Origin of the sequence: Paenibacillus ferrarius, from assembly GCF_002027705.1 — a bacterium.
GTDB lineage: Bacteria > Bacillota > Bacilli > Paenibacillales > NBRC-103111 > Paenibacillus_E > Paenibacillus_E ferrarius.
On record NZ_MBTG01000020.1, the window covers coordinates 75,768 to 100,113 of the forward strand.

The following is a 24,346-nucleotide window of genomic DNA, read 5'->3' on the forward strand; positions in this document are numbered from 1 at the left end:
GCTCGGTTTGCTGTTTTTTTCACGGCCTTTCTTCGGGATAGGGCCTATAGAAGCAAAAAAGAGAAGACCTGAAAACTTGGCCTTCCCGAAGATCACGACTGCTCTATTATTCGTTTTATATGGTATACTTTTAGCAAGAAATACTGTGAGCGAGGTGTATGTCCTATGCAATGGCAAGAAGTTCGCAATATTTATCCTGATCAGTATGTTTTGCTTGAAATCCTGACTTCCCACACAGAGAATAATGTTCAGTACGTTGATGAAGTCGCTTTAGTTAGAGCAATTCAAGACCCACATGAAGCAACTAAAGAATTATTTAAGTGCAGGGACAACAATATCGTCTACCATACCGGACAAGAGAAGATAACCATCGAAATTAGACATAACCCATTATATAGGAGTAGACGAAATGCAGATTGAATTTGCTTATAATCTACTCCAAACATCTATGACCATTTGCTATAAAGGACGATCTTTGACTATCAACAATTTAATGATTGATACCGGTGCAGCGCATTCCCTTCTCTCCTCTGATATCGTGTCAGAAATCGGCATTGAATTCGAGAACGGCGATAAGCTTGTAAGAAGCTTTGGAATTGGCGGAGAAGAGTTTTCATTCCAAAAGCAGGTAGATCAAATCCGGCTCGGTAACCTTGTTATGAACGATATCAAAATAGATTTTGGCGTTTTCCACGATGATATCAATTACATTAACGGACTTATTGGTTTAGATATACTTAAAAGCGGCAACATGATTATTGATCTCAAACAGATGGAAATGTATCCTGCGCCAACAACATAGCATTGTAATGGGACGTGCAGGCCCGCATCCCGCTATTATCTAGCTCCCCCAAGAAGCGAATTCAACTGTTCCAGCAGATTGTCTCTGCCGGTGAGCGAAATCGTCCCGATTTTCTCACAAATTTTCTCGAGAAATTCAAGCTCCTTCAAGCGGAATAGGGTCTGATTCTCGTCCATCAACTTAGCTGTGTTCAGCAGACTGCGAGTAGAAGCCGTTTCCTCACGACGGGTAATCAAGTTTGCTTGGGCTTTCTTCTCTGCTAGCAGCACAGTATTAAGTATCTCTTTTATATCCCCAGGCAAAATAATATCCTTCACGCCGGCAGAAAAGAATTTGACACCGTAATCCTCACTCTTTTCGTTCAGACGGGACAGCACAAATGCCGCAATCTCTTGCTTCATCCGCAACAGGTCATCAAGCTTCAATGTCCCGACGTATTCACGCAGAATAAGCTGCAACAGAATATAGACCTGATCTTCAAAAGCTTTAATTTCCAGTGCACGCAGCGGATTGATAATCTTGTACTGGCAGACGAAGTTTAAGCGAAGCGTTACCTTGTCCTCTGTCATCATTTCCTGACCGGTCATATCCAGCTGTTGCTGCCGTAAATCCACGGTTTTTATCGATGCCACCACAGGCCCCTTCCAGAAATAATATTTTCCTGGGGCAAGCTCCCTCTGCATGACGTTGTTATAAAAAAGCATCCCTGTCTCGTGACTGGCCACTTCGGAAACATAAAGATAGCCTGCAACTTTCGCAAATATGGCTCTATCTATATCTGCACCAACTGCTGGTTGGCGAATATCCACTCGCGTAAAGTCGTGCTTTTTCAGCACATTCCAGAAAGCGTATTTACCGGCTGTCATAAGCGATACGAACTTGCCATCCTCATAATGAAGCACGTACTCATGATCTTGAATATTGATAACAGTCAGCTCCTCAAGCAACCGTTCATCCTGAAGAAATAAATTTAAATCCTTCCCTTGTATGGCAAATGGCTTAGTAACATTCAACAACACGATTTCATCGTCTGAAAATGGAGCGAGTCGATAAACACCTGGCTGCAGGTGCTTCACATAACTGCCTTTCTTAAACAGCAATCCTCGCTCGTCAGCTTTAACGATAACTTTCTTAAACATCATTTATCTCCTCATTTCATGGAACCTTTGTGGTTTGTTGCGACCTTTATTAGGGAACCCTCTTGTTCAAGAAGCGGAGCCAAGCTTAAGGTTGAAGAATCAGTACTTGCGCACGAAACTTTCTGATGACGATGCGGCACTCCATTTCAGCCCGCGCTCGCTCATCTTGCCATTATGTGGCTAAGTACTTAATCTCTGAACTGGTATCCACAGGCTGCATAGCTGCTTTCTCAGTGCCTACTCGAAGCCAGGCTGAGGACTCCCACTCACAGGTCTAATAATTTGTTTATCTCGATGGGAAGTCGAGTATTCTACCAGAATCGCTCATTATGCGATTGGGGAATCGAACCCCAAATGTGGTTTCTTGCCGATCCGATCGTACAGGATACCGTAACATACCATGCACGGCACTGCGGGATATCTCGATATCCCCGCCTCGTTACGACCGTCCGAACAAGAAACAATGTATGATTGCCTTACAGGTTCTATCTTCGCTTACTTTCGAAATAACGAACATGGCGGAAGTATTACGACGACGCATAAAGTTTTCCATTCCACCCAAATCCATCCCTAATTGAAAAGGAGCACGTATAAAAAGTGGAACACCAAATAACTCTACATCATTGACGTAGAGTTATTTGGTATAGAACTTATTTTTATTTCACATCGCTAATTTGTTTCAGCATACGTACGACAACTGTGACCACTTGAGCCCTTGTACTATTTTGAGCAGGAGCAAAATGAGTATCGTCTACGCCGTTCAGCAATCCGAGCCTTGTAGCCGCTGCAACGTATTGTTTAGCCCACTCGCTTATGCTGCTTGTGTCTGCATAGTCGTTCGGCTGATCTGAGACAATATCACTCAGTTTTTTACCAGTACCGTTCAAATACGCCTTGACCATCATGACCGCCAACTGCTCTCGCGTAACATTAGCTTCTGGAGAGAAGGTGCTATCGCTTGTTCCTCCTACGATATTCGCCGCATAGGCAGCGTTCACAGCATCCACATACCATGAATCTGCAGCTACATCTTCAAAAGCTTTGGTTGTTGCTTGAGCGGACAGGTTTAGTGCTTTCTTAAGGATTGTAACAAACTGCCCTCTGGTCATATTGCTGTCAGGTTGAAAGGATTGATCGTCCATACCGTCGATAATCTTCTTGCCGACAAGTTGCTCAATGTCTTTTTGCGCCCAGTGTCCTTGGGTATCTGTGAATGTCTTTACGGCAGCTGCTGTCTTTTCCAACACAGCATACTTCGAGAAATGTGACAATGTTGCGGTAATTGTACCGTCACCATTAATCTTGCCTCCCAAGTAAGTCCAAGTGTTCGTTGTTTCATCCAACCAATACACACCCAGATTCTTAGCGTCCGTTACTTTTGACTGATCATAGCGGAAAGTAGCCTCAATCGGCGTATCAAAAGTAGTTATAACCTTATCTTTTTCGGCTAAAGAAAAATCCAGTATCGGAGACGTCGGAGCGAAACCGCCCAATGTCTGAAGAACTTCAGAGGCAATTGTAAGCTTCACAGTTTCAAATTTGTATGTCCCGCTCAAGGAGTTAACAGGGAACTTGAACTGCACGTCGTTAGCTTTAATAATAATAGGCTTGCCCTTATTCGCTGCAATCTGAGCGATATCTCCATCGAAACTAACCGTAGTAATATCGAGATGCTGTTTAACCGTTGCATCAAGTATAAGCTCGTTCTTTGCTTCCTTGGCAAGATCGATCAGCATATCTATATGAGCCGGTTGGAAGGCATAAGTCATTTTGCCGTTAGCGTCACGCGTCGGCAAGCTTACGCCACCACCACCGCCTCCGCCACCTCCACCACCGCCTCCAGGTCCAGGTGGAGCCGGAGCGGAAGGCTCAGCATTATACGCCTTTTCAATCTTCAGGCTTGGAATGCCCTCGCCACGTTGCACCGAGAAATAAAGACTTCCAGCCCCTGTTCCCAGCTGCGGAATGGTAAATTTCGCTGAAGTCAATCCATCCCCAACTATTTGATATAAGAAGGAATTAGCTGAGTTTGGATCACGGTACACTCGAACAATGTCTCTAGGATTTAATCCCGAGATGGTAATTGTGTCGGGTGTCCCTGATTTGTTGTTAGTAATTTGAATTTGATCGGGTGTCAACGATGATCCGTAAGTCCGATCAAATAAGTCAGTCGTAGTAGGAGTGCTCATCCCAGTCGAGGAAACCGCATAAACGGCAATCTTGGTTGCCCCTAATGGAATCTGGGTATTCATAGGAATAGTGGTCTCATAGATTCCAGTTTGATTTACTGGCAAACTAATAATAGGTTTGAGCTTCTGCAGTAGATCGTCGACAAAGTAAATCTCGTAACGCATAATACCATAGAAATTATTATTTGTATAAAAGGATAAGTAGCCACCCACTTTCCCTTTATTTCCATCATCATCCCTCTGTTGTAGGTACCCAACTGGATTTTGAAAAGTTATCGGCAAGTTAGAAACAGGCTCACTTGCTATGTTGTTTGCCAACAAATAATAATCTCCCAATACTTTCTCATCATTTGCCGAATTGATAGCCGATAGCCTCACCTTCGAGGCACCTGCTGGGATCTGCGTATCTAAGATGGAAACATTATACTGCTGCTGCCCCTTGCTGACTTGTGCAAAAGTGCCCCCCATTTGCGCCCCTATAGAATCAATAAATTTGACAACATAATTTTTCACACTTGTTTCATCAATGAAAGGAACCCAGTGCAATTCACCCTTGTAATTCTTCGCGCTAGTATCAATATCTTCGACATAATTACTAAAGGGATCGAATTCAATGTTATCCCATAATCCGAAATAATATCCGTTAGTACTTTCACCTAAATTATTTTTACCAAAAATCCCGATTCTTTCGGCGCCCGCTGGAATCGCAGTACCATTAGGCAAAGTAATTTCATAACTTGGATAGTTCAACCCATGGCTTGGACGAATGAGCCTGCTTTGTGTTAATTCAGCAATGGATTGTAGTTTTACGTTATTTTTATCTACAAAATAGAGATCATAGCTTGTTGCAGCTCCACCTGAAGTAAGGTCATACCAACTGATCGAGCCGCCAATGTTACCACGGGATCTATCTTCATCGTAGATATAAGGGAACAAAAGGTTGGGAACTGGAATCGCCGGATTCGTCCCTGTAATAACTGGGCTGCTCATAGTATTGTCAAAAATTTGCATGCGGTACATTTCTGTACTTATATTCCCGGACAAGTCCATTGGTCGCAAATCGAGATAAACTGCTCCTGCAGGTACCAAGTTTTCAGCAATATCAATATGATAATTTATTAAAGATGATTGATTCTTTGGAACGCTATACGCACTTCCAAGCGCTGTTCCAGATGCATCGGTAAAAATCAGTTGGTAGCCCGAATACATAGTTTCAATTGGAGTATACCAATTCACTAATGGATGGACCTTCCCACGAATTGGGTTCTGATCTTCTAATGTGTACACAAAAAAGGAGGATGACCAGCCACCGCCATAATCCGATATCATAACAGTAGCGGCGGAAGAGCTTTCTCCAATTGCATTCTTGGAATAAACGCCTAAATACATCGCTCCCGCAGGTATGCTAGTTTTTGGAATACTGTAGTTATAGGACGAGCTATTTACTGCATAAGGAACTTCCGCTATTTTACTTCCAATTTTAATCATATTTTGATTTAAGAAATACACCGTGTAACTACTTATATAAGAAGTACCTGGTGTGGTGTACCAATAGAGATTCCCACTTATTTCTCCCGCATTAGCGTCGTTATCGTTAAAATTAACATTAGAAACTTGCAACGACGGCGCTTTAAGTTCTGGTGCTTGATCATGGAGAGCCTGCATAGAAGTGAATTTCTGTATGGTTTTCCCATCTTCAGAAACCACAACAATTTGACCGTCTGGCAGTGTCAGCACATTTTTCGCGATGAATGGCAAAGGGTATTGCATGGTATACGAGTCCCGATCCCAAACCGAGTCTTGTGCAAAAACATTAGCTCCTTTAGCCGCAATAACTGCAGCTCCAAAATAGCCCTTCCATGCTGGAATCTGAATAAGCGTATTCTTATCCAAAAGATTGCTCGCGTAGTATAGATCGTTGCCGTTCATCGTGATCGTACCTAATACGTTGTTGTACGCTTGAGATACTGCTTGCTGAGAGAAGTTAGTTAAGTTGAACTTAATAGCCGTACTTGTACCTGAGGAATAAGGTGACTTTTCTCCGAAGTATAATGCATTATCTCCTAGACTAAGGACCATACGACCAGGATTAATGCTTGTAGCGTAATTTACCTTAGTTCCAGTAGCAGTATCAATGACATGTATCCCCGGATAACCAGAAACACTCATATTTAATGCTAATGCGGTATATATTAGCTTTTGATTACCATATACGACTTGGCTGACAAAATTGCCGACATCCCATGAATAGACAGCTCCGTTGACACTTGTTCCAGAAAGTGTATTCACTTTTATAATTTGTGTTGCTGAAGCATTGCTAATATATAGGTCGTCATGATCTATAAATATCGAATTAGGGTTAGATCCTATGGTTCGCGTTTCTTGAACAGTCATATCGCTTGTACGAATCCTCATCAACTGATTGCTTTCCGAGGAGATGGCAAACAGGCTTGTACCATCACGGCTATATACGAGATCGGTCACCGACTTATTAAATAACAGTTTTAGACCGTCGTTCTGCCAAGATATCGGAGTAGTTGAGGGTGTCAGATTCACATTAATGATCTTTATAACGTTTGGAATGTTAGGATTCCTACTATCCGATCCTGCATAAGAATAAACATGATTCTGACTATCCATTAGAATTTTTCTTGATGCCACAGGAAGTTGAGAAATTTGAGTAAATCCTTCTCGATCATACACATAGCTTCGATCTGGTGCGTCATTTTCGGAATTAATCGAATGGCTGGTAAACACCGTGTTGCCTTGAACGTACATTACACCGTCTTGATAGGTACCTTGAATAGAGGTTAAATCTGTATTCTTAAATCGGTAGCCTGCATAGAAAACCTGATTGCCATCAACAATTACTTTTCTGGCAGGACCAAAAAATCCGTAGTTATTATTATAGGTAGTTCTTGAAAGTGACTGCAGAGTAGAAGTGCTGAATGAGAAAAGATTAGATCCAGTAGAGCTCGACTCGCCAACAAACAAAATATGGTTTGCTGTATCAACAGCTAAATCAGGATAATAAAAGGTATTGTGAGTCCCCCCATTCAGCAATGTCTCAGTTTGCGTTGTTAAATTGTATGCCGCTACACGACACCACTGGTCGAATTCTGCATAAAACAGCTTATCGCCGTCGATAGCCAGTTCGTACGGCTGTATAGACGTTGAGATCGTGCCCATTACTTCCTTTTGCGCAATATCTACAATAGCAATTGCCTTTGTTCCTGATAAAGCGACATAAAGCTTGCCTCCAGATTGTACTAAATCTGAAGGCGCAGTAAGCGTGACTTGCTTCTCTATCTGAAGGTCACTCATTCGGATAAATAGTAGACTATTAGCCTCCTTAGAGACAGCATAGATATATCCTCTCGCTTCATCCAGTATCCACTCCCTGATAGGATTGGTAAGCGCAAGCGAAGGAGATGATGTTTCTGTTCCTGCGAATGCTTTATTACCATTTATCCCAGGCAATATGGTAGATGAGAGAATCATAAAGATAGCCAATAGGACTATAGATATTCTTTTATTTAATAAATTCCTGTACGTTCCGGTATGCATGGAAAATGATCCCCCAACTTTGATCTAACGTTATTTTTTGTCAACAATATACTACAAACTATCAAACCTATATATTGGAAATTGCGAGAATACATCTCCCCTTTAATTCAAAATCAAATTCTGTGCTATGCCTTCCCAGATAAGCAGGCTTGACTGCTATACCGAGCTTCTAATGACTTCGTTACATGAACCAAATACCCTCTACCTTTATCAAAACTTAATAATGCGTTCCCCATAAAACAAAGCCCTAGGCTGCGGAAACAAGAAAATACCCCTACATTACTGATGTAGGGATACCTTTTTCAAAACTATTTCGTTGGATCGAAGCTTCTAAGAATTAATCAAATAGTTCATAACGCGTTTCACTACTTCACTCGCAGCTTCTTCGATCGAATTCTTGCTTGTATCGACTTCAATCTCCCTAAATTCTTTGCCAATGATCTCGCGCGCAGTTTCACGGTCGCTATCGGCCGGGGAATCATTCGATACCAAAGCAATAAGTCCAGCATCGTTCAACACTTTGGCAACCTCCGCCAATCGCCGCGGCGATTCTCCCTGGCCATTCTCGAGCAGCATAGTATGGTAGCCTGTCGATACCAAACGTTTTTCGACTTCCTTTGCAAGGGTTAAGTTATCCGCAGCTGAACCGGTGAACCAGAGGGTTAATGGATTCTGTCCTTTTTGCTGGGCACGAACATCTCTAGTGACTTCCGTATCAAGCCGTACAACGCTGTCGGGGCTTTGATGGGCTTGGTCAATCACTCCGCAAGCGGATGTCATATTGGTTACACGATCAATCAGAATAAATCCGCCAATACTTTTATACTGTTCAAAGGAATCAAAAACGATGTCGTCGGATAAAGAAAATTCACATTTTGCTACTTCATTTTTGACAATATGATCGGCTGGAACTGTATTTCCAGTATTAATATCGATTTTATGCGTAATTGCTGTTACGGTACCGGGCAGGACTTTCGTTCCTACTTTGACCAAATAATTTTTGCCAGGAGTCAGTACGGAATCATCCATCCAAAGAATCGTAGCGGTAAAACGATCAGCCTCTTGGATCTGAGTATCCTTCGTGAATACGCAGCCCCGGGAAACGTCGACTTCACGATCCAATTGAATGGTTACGGGTTGCCCCGCATAGGCTGAATTCCTATCTTGGTCTGTCACTAAGATACGTTTGACTTTCGCTTTCTCACGACTGGGCAGCGTCGTCAACTCATCGCCGACCGCGATGCTTCCAGCCTCAATCTGACCTTGGAAACCGCGAAACGTATGGTCTGGTCGACATACACGCTGAATTGGCATCATGAAATGTTTCGTGTCGTTGGTCTCAAGAACATCCACATTTTCTAAATAGGACAATAAAGCAAGACCCTCATACCAAGGAGTATGTTGTGATTTTTTGGTAATGTTATCCCCTTCTGTGGCAGAAACAGGGATGACCTCTATGCTTTGGAAATGAAATTCAGCGCTCGTTTTGGAGAACTCCTCTTTGATGTCATCAAATATCTTTTGTTCAAAATGAACTAAATCCATTTTGTTCACAGCTAATACAAGATGTTTAATTCCCATGAGTGCGCAAATTCGGGTATGACGTTTGGTTTGGGTAATTACCCCTTTGGTTGCGTCCACAAGAATGACGGCCAGATCCGCAAAGGATGCGCCTACTGCCATGTTACGTGTATATTCTTCATGCCCTGGCGTGTCCGCTACAATGAATGAACGGTGATCCGTCGTAAAATACCGATAGGCCACATCAATTGTTATCCCTTGTTCACGCTCGGCCAGCAATCCATCAAGAAGCAAGGAATAGTCAATTTTTCCGCCACGGCTGCCAAGTCTGCTATCCAGCTCTAGTGCTCTTTCTTGGTCGGCGAACAAAAGCTTAGCTTCATAAAGCATATGTCCAATTAAAGTGGATTTGCCGTCGTCAACACTTCCGCATGTAATAAATTTAAGCAGACTTTTCATTTTAGAAATAGCCCTCCCGTTTACGTCTTTCCATACTTCCCGCCGCTTCTTGGTCAATAACGCGACTTGTCCGTTCGGATGAAACCGCCCCAAGCGTTTCTTCAATAATGGCATCAAGTGTATCCGCCTCGGACTCGACACCGCCAGTAAGCGGATAGCAGCCTAATGTGCGAAAGCGCATTTTCTTCATCTCAATTTGTTCGTGAGGTTCGAGTTTCAGCCGATCATCATCCACCATGACCATATGTCCATCACGGTTGACGACGGGTCTTTCTTTGGCAAAATAGAGAGGCACAATATCAATGTTTTCTCTGCGAATGTATTGCCAGATATCTTTTTCGGTCCAATTGGATATTGGGAAGACGCGGATGCTTTCCCCTTTATTAATTCTTGTGTTGAAAAGCTTCCACATTTCCGGCCGTTGGTTTTTCGGATCCCAAGCATGATTCTTATTCCGGAAGGAGAAAATACGCTCTTTCGCACGCGACTTTTCCTCGTCACGTCTTCCACCGCCAAACGCAGCGGTAAATCCGTATGTGTCCAATCCCTCTTTTAATGCTTGGGTTTTCATAATATCGGTATACGCGGAACCATGATCAATGGGGTTGATCCCTTGTTTAATACCTTCCTGATTCGAATGAACAATCATTTGGATCCCGAATTCTTTCGCTTTGCGATCGCGGAATTCAATCATTTCTTTGAACTTCCACGTCGTATCAATGTGCATGAAAGGAAATGGCGGTTTCTCGGGATAAAAAGCTTTCAGCGCCAAATGCAGCATCACTGAGCTATCCTTCCCGATCGAATACAACATCACGGGATTCTCACATTCCGCCGCTACTTCCCGGATAATATAAATCGCTTCAGCCTCGAGTTGATCCAGATGCGTCATTTCTTGTATGGAATCAAGCATCAGTTTTTGCATGGAAAGGTGCCTCCTTTTAATTCTTACTAAATCCATCGGTATTTTCTTATATACTATCAGATTCTGGCTTTTATGCAAAGTGGAAGAAAGTAAATTTCTCTATATTTCTATCATTTCCCTCGAATATTGTCGTACTTTTTCTGAGAGTTCCACTTTCTTGTCGATTAGGACTACCTTAGAGAGCTCGTAGTTATCCATGTGAACACTACATATTCTACTCGTAATTAGAAAATGGGTGCATTGGCCCAGAGAAAAAAGGATAAAAATCAAAGAGCTGTCCCCCATGTAGATTCATCTACTTGAGGGCAGCTCTTGTTCTGGGATCAGGTCTGCATCTGTCCCTTTCGTTTCTTTGCCGAAAACTAACAGCACACAGGCGCCAATCACGATAGCGACGAAAAATATTAGAAAAATAGCGCCGATCGTTTGCTTTTGAGCCACTAACACCCCTACCAGATATGGCCCCAGAATGCCTCCGACTCGGCCAACTGAGGCTGCAAGTCCCACACCTGTCGAGCGGATTGGCGTCGGATACAGCTCTGGGGTATAAGCGTACATAGCTCCCCAAGCGCCTAAATTAAAGAAAGATAAGCAAATCCCCGCGGCAATCAGCATCCCCTCCGTTGCTGCTTGACTGAACCATACGGCACTTGCCGCCGTAAACAGCAAATAGCTCACAAGTACAAATTTGCGGCCAAATTTCTCGATGAAGAATGCTGCCGTAAAATACCCTGGTATTTGGGCCAAGGTCATGATGAGTACATATTGAAAGCTTTTCACAAGACTAAAGCCCTTAAGAACCATAACAGTTGGGAGCCATAGAAACATGCCGTAGTAGGAAAACACGACCGTGAACCATAACACCCATAGCGTCAAGGTTGCACGTCGATGTTCAGGGGACCAGACTGAGGCTGCGCGTTCGCGGAATGACAGCTTGGGATTCTTTTGCTCCCTATACCGGGGTGAATCTTGAATGGCTCTTCTGAGATATAACGCGTATACAGCAGGAAGAGCGCCCAGAAGGAAAGCCGCTCGCCAGCCATAAGCAGGAATAACGAAGTAAGCAATCAGCGCGGCCAATATCCACCCGCATGCCCAAAAGCTCTCCAGCAGAACGACAGCACGCCCCCGTTCATGCGCCGGAAACGACTCGGAAACGAGCGTTGACGCGACAGGCAGCTCCCCGCCAAGACCGAATCCCGTGATGAAACGCAGCACGCATAGCATGACAAAGCTTGTAGCCAAAGCGGATAACCCACTAGCTGCGGAGAAAACAAGGAGCGTTCCTAATAACACAGCCTTACGTCCATGACGATCCGCAAGCGATCCTGCTACGACAGCACCAACAGCCATGCCGATGGAGTTAATGGCTACCAGCAGTCCGACCTGCTGGGCTCCCAGCTTCCACTCCACTGCCAGCGCAGCCACGATAAACGAAATAATTCCAACATCCATCGAATCGAACAACCAGCTGACTCCTGCACTTAGCAGCAATTTCCGTTTAGTAGGATCACGCAACAAGGTAGCTGATATCCCTCACTTTCGTTCCAAGAAGACATAGTCAGAATACTTCACTCTGTTTTCTTTAGCTTTCCCGAGATTTCCAGCATTAGTCGGAAACTCTACACAGCATGAATATGCCAATGTCCTTGCATACTTTATGAATGCTCCTCATATTTTGTAAAGTGCTAGCAATGCCTTTATGGCCGAAAAGGGTGAATGGATTGAACAATAACAAGCGTACACATGAATCTAACGCGAACATCCCCCAACCGATTAGACATGATGGCGCCGGTTGGGTTGACAAGGGCCCACGCGATATCCTGAGAGACCGAGAGAATCCCGATATGCTCGTCCCACCTTCCACAGATGCCGGGCTCATTCCCAACCTGAAATTCTCTTTCTCCGATGCGCATATGCAGCTCAATCATGGTGGATGGTCACGTGAAGTTACGGTTCGTGAACTTCCTATTGCCACAACACTCGCTGGCGTCAACATGAGTTTGACTCCCGGCGGCGTGCGTGAATTGCATTGGCATCAGCAAGCCGAGTGGGCTTACATGATACTTGGCAGCGCTCGGATTACTTCGATTGACGCCAATGGCCGAAACTTTATAGCTGATGTGGGACCTGGCGATTTATGGTACTTCCCTCCAGGACTTCCTCACTCTATTCAAGGGCTGGCTGAAGGCTGTGAATTTCTTCTTGTCTTCGACGACGGCAAATTTTCAGACCTGAATACCTTATCCATCTCCGATTGGTTTGCGCACACACCCAAAGACGTGCTGTCCGCTAACTTCGGCACACCGATGAGCGCATTTGATCATATCCCATCCGACCAGGTTTATATTTATCAAGATGAGATCCCTGGCTCCATCGAGAGTCAAGCGGTCAGTTCACCTAATGGTACCGTTCCACAAAGCTTTACCTATTCCTTATTAGCGCAGCCGCCTATCAAAACACCTGGCGGAAGTGTGCGAATCGTTGATTCCACCAATTTCCCCATTTCGCAAACTGTCGCTGCCGCTCTGGTCGAAATTCAGCCTGGAGCTATGCGGGAATTGCACTGGCATCCGAACAAGGATGAATGGCAATATTATCTGACAGGGCAAGGTCGCATGACGGTGTTTGGCGGGAACGGAACGGCCCGCACTTTCGATTACAGAGCTGGCGATGTGGGCTACGTGCCTTTTGCCTTTGGCCACTATATCCAGAATACCGGCACTCAGTCGCTTTGGTTCTTAGAGATGTTCAAAAGCAATCGTTTCGAAGACGTATCCTTGAATCAATGGATGGCTCTGACACCTGCCAGTTTGCTGGAAAGCAACTTACATATAGGCCCTGAATTACTGGATGTACTCCGCAAAACAAAGTGGCCTGTCGTGAAGTATCCCGGTTTCTCCTATTACCCTAAATAAAATAAAAGCACCTCCCGCCGTTCAAAATGGTGAGAGGTGCTAATTTTATGCCTTCGTTAGTTGTTTCCTGTCTTCGATTTGCGGAGGTTCCTCCATCCAGCCATGCTTGATCATAAGTTCTCCCCCTTCTTTGAGAAAGGGCAATATTTTCTGAGCAAGCCGAGCCATCGTAAGCGGTAGATCACTTCGCAAGCTAAAAGCTCCACCAAGCGCATTGCTCCCCAGACCAAAAGATCCCAGTAAATTGGTAATATACATCATTAGCTTATCGGAAAAGGGAGCAATCGTCGAATTGGTCGCTTTCCCCGCAGCGGTAGCCGGTGGCTCGATATAATCCTCGCGCAAATATTCGCCTAGGGTTGTTTCGACATCAAGGGACAGCTTCATCCCTTTTACAAAGTATTCCTTTACATGTTTATCATTAGCTACTTGGGCGAATCCGATCATTAATTGCAAGCCAACAAGGTTATTCTCGATGGCATGATGAATCAGAGAAACTTCAATTGCATTTAGTGATCTTGTTGCCTTCAGCAAGTTAAAGCCGGATAAATAATGGTTGTCCTTAATAAAGGTAACCTCTTTGGGCATCGTCATAAAAGGCGGACGGACCAGCACCCCTTTATCCAAAAGAAACTGGGTGCAATGGTCAAATATGTCTTGCGCGTTAGCGGTTAAGGTCTTGTACAGTTTCCTAATATCTTGACGATAAGACATCGTGGAGTACAAGGCAAACAGGCTGGTTTCGATCTTGCCCATCATCTGCAAGAACATCGGTTCATACAAATAATCAAATAATTTAGGAACCCCTTTATTGACATCATTCGCCGTAAAGCCAAGTGGCAGGACGGCCCCTTCTTGCTCAAAAATGTTTTTTAACGTTTCTATCGTTCGTTCAGTAAAATCATAAGTTTTCTTCAAGATCTTCTCGATATCTCGATTATCTACGTGTTCAAGAAAATATTCCAAAAACCTCGCGAGCATAGTTTTTTCTTGATATGTCATCCATAAGTTTCCTATTTCTGTTGATGTCAATGGAATATGGTCCGAATTCATTGTTATACTCCCTTGTTTTATTTTATATTCTATCCATTAACACCATTTAAATTCCCCCCGTTTCCTTACAACAGATATCGCCAATAAATATAAACACTTGAAAGCACGATGGAAAGGATCATCAATGGGAAGCCAACCTTCAGGTATTTAACGAAGGAGATGGGATAACCCTCTTTTCCCGCTAAGCCAGCAACGATGAGATTGGCACTAGCGCCGATCAGTGTCCCGTTGCCTCCCAAGCACGCTCCTAGAGCAAGACTCCACCATAGAGGCTCGGGATTGCTGACTCCTCTAATGCTCATCTCTTGAATCATAGGAATCATCGTTGCCACAAACGGGATATTATCCAGAAATGCCGATGCGATGGCACTCAGCCATAGAATCAACATGGAAGTGGCAAGGATATTGCCGCCTGTAAGCTCAATGGCTTTGGCCGCAAGTTCGGCGATTACCCCCGTTTCCACCAATCCCGCAACAAGAACGAACAATCCAACAAAGAAGAACAGGGTGATCCATTCCACACTATGAAAGGCTTTCTCCATCATGGACTCTCCGGTTACAAGAAGCAGTAAGAACGCTCCACTGAGGGCAACCGTCGCAGATTCCAAATGCAAGGTTTGATGGAGAAAGAAGCCCACGATCGTCAATCCGAGAACAACTAAACACTTCCTCAGAAGCTTGGAGTTCGTTATCATAGCCTTCTCATCCAATTCCATGATGCTCCTCTGCAGCTCTGGAGTTGATTGAATTTGCTTTCTAAACATAAGAACAAATAAAGGAAAATAGACCAAAATAATGATGATAACAATGGGGGTCAAATTCGTGATGAACGCCATAAACGTTAATTCTTTGACGGCACTGCCAATCATGATATTCGGCGGATCTCCAATCAAGGTCGCTGTCCCTCCGATATTAGAGGCAATGATTTGTGTGATCAAAAAGGGAATCGGATTTATACGAAGCTGCCTTGTAATACTGAAGGTGACCGGAGCCATGAGCAAAACCGTTGTGACATTATCCAGTAAAGCCGAAGCTGCTGCCGTAATAACAACTAATGCGATCATTATTCGTGTGGGCTTCCCTTTGGCTATTTTGGCCGCTTTCAAAGCCACATATTTGAATAGCCCGGTTTCCGCCGTTACACCCACGATAATCATCATGCCAATGAGCAGCCCCAACGTGTTGAAATCAATGTGGTGCAAGGCCGTAACTTGATCAACGATGCCGCATACAACCATAAGTACGGCACCAAGCATCGCCAAGATCGTACGATGGATTTTCTCTGAAATGATGAGCCCATAAATAGTTAAAAAGATGCCAATTGCCCAAATTGCTTGCTGCTCCATAATGCCTCCCGTTTTCTTCTTTACTGACCATTTGCTCGAAAAAAAGCAAAAAGAGCCCTTTGGTGACAGGCTCCTCCGAAAATTCCGTTATGCAATTAGTTATACTATACTTTTTTTCAAAAACAATGTAAAGATACTGAACGCCTGAATGGCGTATTGACAATAAGGGAATTGCCATGTAAATTTAAGCTACAAGTTTAAACGGTATTTGGTATTGGCGACATTATCGTCCAAAGACTAATTGAATATTGATGTTTTGTGGAGGAGCCTGTCACCAAGGGCTCCTTTTGTTCTTTTTTCACAGAAGGAGTCCTTGGTTGGGCTCTTTTTTTATGCCGTTTAACTTGCTGTTTTGGGGAATAGTACAAATAAATGATGTGAATCGAGGTGGGCCTATGGAACAACAAGCAATTTTGGCAATTGGTATCTTTCTTCTTACGTACGGTATGATTATCGCTGAGAAAGTTCATCGCACCATCGTGGCTATGATCGGTGGTGTACTTATGGTGGTTCTTGGTGTTGTCGACCAGGACTCCGCTCTGCATCATATCGATTTCAACACGTTAGGACTCTTAATCGGCATGATGATCATCGTGAATATCACAGCCGAAACCGGTTTGTTTACTTATATCGCACTTATTGCTGCAAAGAAGGCAAAAGGGGAGCCCGTCCGCATCCTCGTATCTCTCGCGCTGATCACAGCGATTGGCTCCGCCTTTCTTGATAACGTGACCACTGTACTGCTGATGGTGCCCGTTACATTCAGCATTACACGGCAATTGCGTGTGAATCCCGTCCCCTTTTTGATCACACAAATCATTGCCTCTAATATCGGAGGCACCGCGACGTTAATCGGGGATCCCCCGAACATCATGATCGGCAGCGCCGTCAAGGAGTTAACCTTCCTGGCCTTCATTAACAATCTTGCTCCCATTGTCGCTGTCATTATGGTTGTCACGATCCCCATCTTCGTGCTGTTGTTTCGCAAACAAATTCAGACGACACCCGAGCTTAAACAGAAGATCATGCTAATCAATGAAAAAGAAGTTCTCACAGATCGCAAATTAATGGTGAAAAGTCTTGCTGTCTTAGGGCTTACGATCGTCGGTTTCTTTCTCCACCAAATGCTGCATCTGGAATCCGCGACCGTAGCTCTAGCTGGGGCGTTTCTGCTGCTGCTCCTGACTGGCGAGCATGCCATGGAAGAAGCCTTCACAAAGGTGGAATGGACGACTATCTTCTTCTTTGTTGGGCTGTTCGTCTTAGTCTCCGGTTTGGTGGAAACCGGCATCATCTCCAAGCTCGCTGCGCAAGCCATTGAGCTGACTGGCGGAGATCCCTTGGCGACATCCATGTTGATTCTATGGCTTAGCGCGATCGCATCTGCCTTCCTGGATAACATCCCATTTGTCGCTACGATGATTCCTATGATTCAGGAAATGGGAGTGATGGGAGTTGGCAACCTCGAACCGTTGTGGTGGAGTCTCGCACTGGGCGCTTGTCTTGGCGGCAACGGCACCTTAATCGGAGCGAGTGCGAACTTAATCGTAGCTGGCATGTCCGGCAAAGCAGGACACCCGATTAAATTTGTAACGTATATGAAATACGGCTTTCCACTCATGCTGCTCTCAGTGTTGTTAGCCAGCATTTACATTTATGTTAGATATTTAATTTAACGACAGCCAAAACCCAAAAATCATTAACCGCATGGGGCTAATGATTTTTGGGGTCTATTGGGTCAGCTTCCCTTTCCAGGACATCATGCCCCCCTGCAAATGAGATACTTCATTAAATCCCTGTCCGCGAAGGATCTTAGCAGCTTGCTTGCTCCTCATCCCGCTTCGGCAGTAGAGATATACATGCTCCTTGCTCTTTATTTCTCCAACTCTTTTTTTCATTTGAGTCAAAGGAATATTGATCGCACCCGGGATGTATCCTTGCTTGACTTCGCCAGGTTCTCTTACATCAATCAAGACAGCCTGACGGTTTGTCTTCAATTCCTCCTCGAATTGATCTGAGGATAAGTGCTTAAGACCTTTCACAGGGGCGAATCGCGAATAAATAAACCATACCAGGAAAGCAAATGCGACGATATTAAAAAGGGATTTATAATCCATAAACCGACCTCTTTTCTATTTCTTTAGCGGCTTTTGACTAGCAGTTCTACGGCTTGCTTGACCATTTTCCCAGTATCTCTGCCCGCTTCCTTTTCCTCAAGAATACATTGCTCCAAATTGACCGCAACAATATAGGCGATCGCTTTATCCGCGGCGCTTCGGACAGCAGAGATTTGGCTGACAACATCCTTGCAATTCTGCTCTTCCTCCATCATTTTCAAGACACCGCGAATTTGCCCTTCCATACGCTTTAGCCTCTTTTTCACATCATCATCGTAGATCATCATCCTATGCCTTCCTCTCCTAAAATACCTATATAGGTATATTATTGCCGATGTGACGGATGAAAACAATATGAACGGGGCGCGCATGAATCATGAATCTAAATAAATAAATTGACTTTGGCATCTGCGGCATCGCCTAAATATGCGGCTACACCTGCATAATGAATGCCATCCATAAGCTCTTCCTGTTGTAAACCCAGCAAATCCATCGTCATGGTACACGCAACCAATTTCACATTTTGTTCTTGCGCCAATTCGATTAATTGCGGCAGCGACAGCGCGTTATGCTTTTTCATCACATGTTTAATCATCTTCGGGCCCATACCGCCGAAATTCATTTTGGAAAGGCCCAGCTTATTCGCACCGCGCGGCATCATTTTGCCGAATATTTTCTCCAATAGACCTTTGTTCACCGCTATTTTTTGATCCTTGCGCAAGGCATTCAGTCCCCAAAAGGTAAAGAAGATCGTCACTTCATGATCATAAGCTGCCGCTCCATTGGCAATGATGAATGCGGCAATCGCTTTATCAAGCTCACCGCTAAACAGGACAATGGTCGTTTTCTCCTTGTTTTCCACTACGGTTTCCTCCTATCCGTTCTATCAAGATCTTTTTTTCACAGTAAAAGTAAATACGCCCTGATCCTCTTTAGCTTCAATAAGCTCGTGCTTCGTTTGATGCACCCATGCCTGGAAATCCTTCATAGACCCTTTATCCGTCGTCAGTACTTCCATGATCTGTCCCGCTTCCAAAGAATCAATTCCCTTTTTTGCTTTAACAATCGGCAATGGACAAGCAAGTCCTTTGGCATCAACAATCAAATTCACCATGTTAATTCCCCCTGTTTCCTGAATTTGTTAGTCCTTCTCTATCTCATAAGCCCATGTTGACATGCCAGGCGTGATATTCGTCAGGTTCGTAAACCCCTTCTCTGCAAGCAATTGACACGCCATATCACTCCGGCTGCCAGTGCGGCACACAACGTAATACTCGTGGTTTGGGTCAAGCTGAGTCATCTTCTCTTCAAGCTCGCCAAATGGAAGAGACACAGCCCCAGGAATTCGGCCAAAAGCATATTCTGCCGGCTCGCGCACGTCCAGAATCTTCAATTTGTCACCCTTCGCTAATTTAGCTTGAATCTCGTCATTCGTTGTCCTATTTGCAAATGTCAGTTCCGCTTTTGTTCCTGATGCATCAGCCTTGCGAATGTAATGCTTATATACGCCGTTCTCCTCTATTAAACCCACATACTGGTGACCCGTACGATTCGCCCAGCCCTGCAAGTCAGCCACTGAGCCTCTATCTGTTGCTCGAATTTCTAATACTTCTCCGGGATTCATATTCTCCACAGCTTGCTTGGTACGAACCACGGGCAGCGGACAAGCAAGTCCTTCACATGCCAATGAACGATTAACGTGCAGAGCAGTCATGATCTATTCCTCCATTCTGTAATTAAGTAGAACTTATTCATGCACAGCACAACGGTTCGGTCCTATTTCCATTTCGCGCTGCTCTTCCAGCGTGGGATTCATTTTCCCCATATTCGTTTGCCGTATTTGCTGATAAGCATTAGGCTGAGATGGCAGGTTCTCCGTCACCGTACGTCTGAATTCTGATTCATCAAGCAGGTTCAACCCTGGATTATCGTGATACAAATCTCCCAGACGAGCAGATACTTGCCCTCTGGCACCTAACTCTGCAATGCTGCCAAAATGGGCAGGAAGTACGATTAATTCGTCCGATAGCTGCTTATACCGCTCATACAAGGTCTCTCTGAGGTCATCTACCCAGTCCTCCGCTTGCCCCGCCAAATCGGGACGGCCAATCGACTTCACGAATAAGATATCCCCTGAGAGCAAATATTGCTGATCAACAATTAACGAGGTGCTGCCAATCGTATGGCCTGGCGAATATACCGGCTGAATGCTGATTTCCGTATGCCCAATCATCAGTCGACTGCCTTCTTCCAGCTTCTCATAGTGGAATTCAACATCTGTCGCATCTTTTGGCGGGAGCCAATACGATCCTCCTGTTTTGTCGGCTAAATAACGACCACCCGAAATATGATCCGCATGCAGGTGAGTATCAACGGTATGTTTGATTACAGCCTGATGATCTCTAGCAAAATCTTCAAATGTCTCCGTCATCCGAACGGCATCAACAACCAAAGCTTCTCCATTTGAAATAACCATATAGGATAAGCAGCCCTTCCCTAAACGGACAAATTGATAGATGGCGCCGCCATCCTTCAAATCCCCAATTTTCACAGGCTCCAGATGCTCACTCCATGACTTCATACCGCCGATTAAATAGGCAATGTTTGGTTTGCCATTCTGAATCAATTGCTCCGCAACAAATTGGGAGGAACCCTCCTTCGCGCAAACGACCACAACTTCGCGGTCATCCGGAATTTTATCCAAAATGTCTTCAACGCCCTCCAGAAGTTCAAAATAAGGCACATTGATAACCTCGACCGATTTCCCTTCGATCTTCCAATCTCCAAAATCACTTTCATTGCGAACATCGAGTATAAAAACAGGTTGATCGCTTCCTACTTTCCGAGCTAATTCCGCTGCGTACATTCCCTGAAGCTGCTTATCATTCATTGTAGTTGCCTCCATGACCTGAAGATTATTTATCTCTACGCTAGAATCGAAATCCATATTTTAAAGACAGTTGCCGTTATTAGCGCCGCCAATATCCATTGAAGAAGCTTGCTGTTCACCTTCTGGCTTAGCATCGCTCCAAGCGGTGAAGCCACTATGCTTGCGATGACAAGCACGATAGATGGCAGCAACAGCATATGCCCGCCCACTAACTTCCCCGTTGTTGAACCAATCGAAGATACGAAAGTGATGGCCACGGAGGACGCGATGGCAACCCTCGTTGGGATTTTAAGAACAACCAGCATCACTGGTACCGTAATGAAAGCTCCCGCCGCGCCAATAATGCCAGATACGATACCGATGATTAAGGCTAGGCTAACAGCCAACGGCTTGTGAAAGGTCACTTGTGTTGCTTCTTGAACCTCTATCCCTTTCTTGGGTAGAAACATCATGACCGCAGCGAGCAGCGCCAAAACGCCATAAACCAAATTGATAACCGAGCTAGGCAGCGTGTTTCCAACGAAACTTCCGAAGAAACTGCCAACAATCATCGTTCCACCCATATAAAGAACTAGGGGCCTATTCAGCAGTCCGCCTTTTCGAAATACGAACATGCCCATTAAGCTTGCAAAAAACACCTGCACCGCACTAATTGCTGATACTTCCTGTGCCGTAAAAGCTGTATAACCCAATGCCGTCGGTATAAATAACAGCATAGGATAGTTAATAATGGAACCTCCGATTCCCACCATTCCTGAAATAAACGAGCCTAAGAAGCCAATAGCGAAAATAGTTATGATCCATGTAAAATCCATACGGCTCCTGCCTTTCCTAATCCATAGAGCAGGATTAAATTCGAATATTTATATACCCACTAGGGTATATAAATGTACAAAAAAAATTTGCCCATCATATCGAGCAAGAATGCATTTTTTTGTATACCCCCTTATTGTCATTTGTTATTTACGTATACCCGTATGGGTATAAAAACAATATAAAGGACATCCTCATTTTAGTCAACCCCCTGAAATTAGCAAAGGTCAAATAAAAATAAGCCCTGAGACTAGTTACCGGGCTTTGGTGAAATATTAAATTGAACCTACCTAATTTGCGGTTTACGAATAAAGAAGCTAAGCACCAGTCCGAAAAGAGCCAACCCAAATGGAATAAAAAATGTTTTACTGAATGCATCAGCCATGCCATCTAGGGTATGAGGAAGGATGCTCAGTTGACTCGATAAATATGCTGTAATGATAGTAATTGCAAATGAGACCACGATTTGTTGAGCCGACGTTGTGATTGGCGTGACGCGGCTGACAAGTTCCTTCGGAGCAGATTTCAATACATGCGTGTTGATTTGCATCATCGTGAGACCTTGACCTAATCCAAGGAAGGCCAGACAACTTACAATGAAAGCCGTGCTTGTATCCACCGATATTTGAGTCATTGCAAAAAGCGAGCATGCTGTGGAAATAATCCCGACGAAGGCAATCGGACGAATCCCGAATTTATCAAACAATCTGCCGCCAACATTAATGCCAATCGATGACATGATCGCTTGAGGAATGACCAACAAGCCGGCATCTAGAGGAGATAAGCCTTTAACTTGCTGCAAAAAGAGCGGGAAAAGTAGAATAGATCCGAAAAGAGCCATCATATTGACCCAAGCTAAAATAATTCCTAAAGTGAAATCCCTTGAGCGGAATGCTCGAAGCTCCAAAAGAGGCTGCTTGTGCCCAAGTTCGACCAAAATGAATGCAAACAAGGCAGCAACGCCGATGGCAAGAAAAGTTACCGTCAAAGAGCTGGACCAGCCATTCGTTCCGCCCTCATGAACAGCAAATACTAGCGAGCCGAAAGCAATCGGTGCCAGTATGGCCCCTTTGATATCCAACTTCATTTTTTTGCTTGGGCTAGCGGATGGAAGATATTTTTTGTTAAGGAAAAAGGCAATCACACCAACCGGAAGATTAATTAGAAATATCCACTGCCAATTGACGTATTCAATAATCCACCCCGATAACACGGGGCCCAGGATAGGAGCCAGAAGCATGGGAAGACCCATAATCCCCATCACAGAGCCGCGTTTGTCCGGAGGAGCCAGCTGAAAGGTCATGGCAATGCCAATTGGCGCAACCATGCCTCCGCCTAAACCTTGAATAATCCGAAAAATAATCAATTGATCCGCTGTCTGAGCAAAAGAACATAAGACCGAGCCGCCTACAAACATGACGATACTCCATAGAAACGCTCGTTTTGCCGAAAAACGATCCGAAAACCAGCCAGCAAGTGGAATTACAGCAGATAAGGCCAGTGTATATCCTGTAATAACCCACTGAATATGCTTTAAATCGGTATTGAATTGATGCACCAGCTTAGGAATAGCGACATTCATAATCGTACCATCCAAAACAACGAGAAACATGCCTGTTGCAATCGCCAAAAGGATTGGCAAAATTGCTTTTAAAGAGAACGCCTGTGGTACACCTTTTGCTTCTGCCGTCATATCAACCATCTCTCTTTCTTCCTTCTTCGTTTTAAAATAACATAACGAACTATGTACGTAAAGAACACTGTTCGCGTAGGGCAAGATTTGTCTTAACAAATACAATATAACTGCACTTTATAAACTGAATATTAACTTTAAGGGTTATCTTTACTGATCTTTCTTTCGTGCATTTGCCCCGACGCATGTCCATGTGTCTTGTTCCGTGTTATACGTCCAGTTGTCGATTTTACTAATATCCTTTTGCCATGCCTTACTTTTCTCGCGGTGGTAGGTGCTATATTGGACGATGGCAAAGAGCAGACTTTACTTTTCTAGATGAGTGATGAGACAGCGCGTGTCGGTAGGTCGCTGATGCCCGCTGTATCCGAGATTGAATTTGATTATCGGTGCCACTCTGCACATCGTAGCCCGGCCTCAGTTGACCGTTTCGCATGTGGTCTTCTTTCATCACGCACAGCCTTTTTCCGAGGCTTGTCCTTCAGTGCTGCTTGGAGCAGAAACCTTGTCGGAATCTACAGAACCTGAATTCCTGCGATTGCTCATCTTTTGGTGACTTCGAAGCAACTGCAGGAGCAAATTCCTGCAAATCTGCATCTTTTTTGCTCAGAATCTGCCTGTAGAACCTGAATTCCTGCAAATATGCATCTTTTGATGGACTTTTTCAGGTTTTAGGAATAATATTCAATAAATTCCTGCGTAATTGCAGGTTTTTACCTTTTTCAAGCGATTTTATCAAAAAAGCCTGCACTTTTGCAGTTTTTACTTGGATAACACTGGAGTAACTCCGGTGGAATTTGGCAACAGGCTGGGGTTGTAGTTGAATAGGCAGTTGCTGTGGTAGTTGTAGTTGTAGTTGTAGTTGTAGTTGTAGTTGTAGTTGTAGTTGTAGTTGTAGTTGTAGTTGTAGTTGT

General features: G+C 44.3%; 20 protein-coding genes. 4 read left to right on the forward strand and 16 right to left on the reverse strand.

Going from position 1 to position 24,346, the window contains the following annotated elements; translation table 11 throughout:
- The first annotated feature begins 165 nt into the window (after positions 1–165).
- On the forward strand, positions 166–420 hold the full coding sequence (locus BC351_RS21430) for a hypothetical protein (protein ID WP_079414825.1): 255 nt from the start codon (positions 166–168) through the stop codon (positions 418–420).
- Entirely contained in the window at positions 410–802 is a 393-nt protein-coding gene (locus BC351_RS21435) for a retropepsin-like aspartic protease (protein WP_079414827.1), read from the forward strand. The genes BC351_RS21430 and BC351_RS21435 overlap by 11 nt, the downstream gene beginning before the upstream one ends.
- A gap of 35 nt (positions 803–837) precedes the next feature.
- On the opposite strand, the gene BC351_RS21440 is transcribed toward BC351_RS21435, so the two are convergent.
- The 5 genes from BC351_RS21440 to BC351_RS21460 form a co-directional block, all read right to left on the reverse strand.
- Positions 838–1,941, reverse strand: coding sequence for a slipin family protein (locus BC351_RS21440; protein ID WP_079414828.1), 1,104 nt, complete (start codon positions 1,939–1,941; stop codon positions 838–840).
- Between the two features lie 656 nt (positions 1,942–2,597).
- Entirely contained in the window at positions 2,598–7,697 is a 5,100-nt protein-coding gene (locus BC351_RS21445) for an S-layer homology domain-containing protein (RefSeq protein ID WP_079414830.1), read from the reverse strand.
- Between the two features lie 330 nt (positions 7,698–8,027).
- Positions 8,028–9,791: a GTP-binding protein gene (locus BC351_RS21450; protein WP_244209126.1), complete on the reverse strand. Its 1,764-nt coding sequence runs from the start codon at positions 9,789–9,791 to the stop codon at positions 8,028–8,030.
- A complete protein-coding gene (gene cysD / locus BC351_RS21455) occupies positions 9,679–10,602 on the reverse strand; it encodes a sulfate adenylyltransferase subunit CysD (RefSeq protein WP_079414833.1) in 924 nt (307 codons plus the stop codon). The genes BC351_RS21450 and cysD overlap by 113 nt, the downstream gene beginning before the upstream one ends.
- A 291-nt stretch (positions 10,603–10,893) precedes the next feature.
- The gene (locus BC351_RS21460; RefSeq protein WP_341866013.1) at positions 10,894–12,069 is read right to left on the reverse strand and encodes an MFS transporter; all 1,176 of its coding nucleotides are present in this window, start codon (positions 12,067–12,069) and stop codon (positions 10,894–10,896) included.
- Between the two features lie 257 nt (positions 12,070–12,326).
- On the opposite strand from BC351_RS21460, the gene BC351_RS21465 reads away from it, so the two are divergent.
- Positions 12,327–13,520, forward strand: a complete 1,194-nt coding sequence (locus BC351_RS21465; RefSeq protein WP_244209128.1) for an oxalate decarboxylase family bicupin — start codon at positions 12,327–12,329, stop codon at positions 13,518–13,520.
- A gap of 45 nt (positions 13,521–13,565) precedes the next feature.
- On the opposite strand, the gene BC351_RS21470 is transcribed toward BC351_RS21465, so the two are convergent.
- Positions 13,566–14,573 (reverse strand): DUF3231 family protein, encoded by a 1,008-nt coding sequence (locus tag BC351_RS21470; RefSeq protein WP_079414837.1) that lies wholly within the window; start codon positions 14,571–14,573, stop codon positions 13,566–13,568.
- A gap of 65 nt (positions 14,574–14,638) precedes the next feature.
- Positions 14,639–15,919, reverse strand: coding sequence for an ArsB/NhaD family transporter (locus tag BC351_RS21475; protein ID WP_079414838.1), 1,281 nt, complete (start codon positions 15,917–15,919; stop codon positions 14,639–14,641).
- 395 nt (positions 15,920–16,314) lie between these two features.
- Between BC351_RS21475 and BC351_RS21480 the strand changes: the two genes are divergently transcribed.
- A complete protein-coding gene (locus BC351_RS21480) occupies positions 16,315–17,595 on the forward strand; it encodes an ArsB/NhaD family transporter (protein WP_079414873.1) in 1,281 nt (426 codons plus the stop codon).
- A 54-nt stretch (positions 17,596–17,649) separates the two neighbouring features.
- Here the strand turns inward: BC351_RS21480 and BC351_RS21485 are convergent, their stop codons facing one another.
- From BC351_RS21485 to BC351_RS42960, 9 genes are all read right to left on the reverse strand, one after another.
- Positions 17,650–18,036 carry a rhodanese-like domain-containing protein gene (locus BC351_RS21485; RefSeq protein ID WP_079414839.1) on the reverse strand — a complete coding sequence of 129 codons (387 nt, stop codon included), beginning with the start codon at positions 18,034–18,036 and terminating at the stop codon, positions 17,650–17,652.
- 23 nt (positions 18,037–18,059) lie between these two features.
- Positions 18,060–18,323, reverse strand: a complete 264-nt coding sequence (locus BC351_RS21490) for a metal-sensitive transcriptional regulator (protein ID WP_079414840.1) — start codon at positions 18,321–18,323, stop codon at positions 18,060–18,062.
- A 95-nt stretch (positions 18,324–18,418) separates the two neighbouring features.
- The gene (locus tag BC351_RS21495) at positions 18,419–18,898 is read right to left on the reverse strand and encodes a DsrE/DsrF/DrsH-like family protein (RefSeq protein ID WP_079414842.1); all 480 of its coding nucleotides are present in this window, start codon (positions 18,896–18,898) and stop codon (positions 18,419–18,421) included.
- A 24-nt stretch (positions 18,899–18,922) separates the two neighbouring features.
- The gene (locus BC351_RS21500; protein ID WP_079414843.1) at positions 18,923–19,150 is read right to left on the reverse strand and encodes a sulfurtransferase TusA family protein; all 228 of its coding nucleotides are present in this window, start codon (positions 19,148–19,150) and stop codon (positions 18,923–18,925) included.
- A 27-nt stretch (positions 19,151–19,177) separates the two neighbouring features.
- Positions 19,178–19,750: a sulfurtransferase TusA family protein gene (locus BC351_RS21505; protein WP_079414845.1), complete on the reverse strand. Its 573-nt coding sequence runs from the start codon at positions 19,748–19,750 to the stop codon at positions 19,178–19,180.
- 33 nt (positions 19,751–19,783) lie between these two features.
- Positions 19,784–20,926: an MBL fold metallo-hydrolase gene (locus BC351_RS21510; protein ID WP_144028485.1), complete on the reverse strand. Its 1,143-nt coding sequence runs from the start codon at positions 20,924–20,926 to the stop codon at positions 19,784–19,786.
- Positions 20,927–20,961: 35 nt separating this feature from the next.
- Positions 20,962–21,741 (reverse strand): sulfite exporter TauE/SafE family protein, encoded by a 780-nt coding sequence (locus BC351_RS21515; protein WP_079414846.1) that lies wholly within the window; start codon positions 21,739–21,741, stop codon positions 20,962–20,964.
- A gap of 284 nt (positions 21,742–22,025) precedes the next feature.
- Positions 22,026–23,441, reverse strand: a complete 1,416-nt coding sequence (locus BC351_RS21520; protein WP_079414847.1) for an MDR family MFS transporter — start codon at positions 23,439–23,441, stop codon at positions 22,026–22,028.
- 655 nt (positions 23,442–24,096) lie between these two features.
- On the reverse strand, positions 24,097–24,346 hold a 250-nt coding region (locus BC351_RS42960; RefSeq protein WP_208629814.1), incomplete at its 5' end, for a hypothetical protein.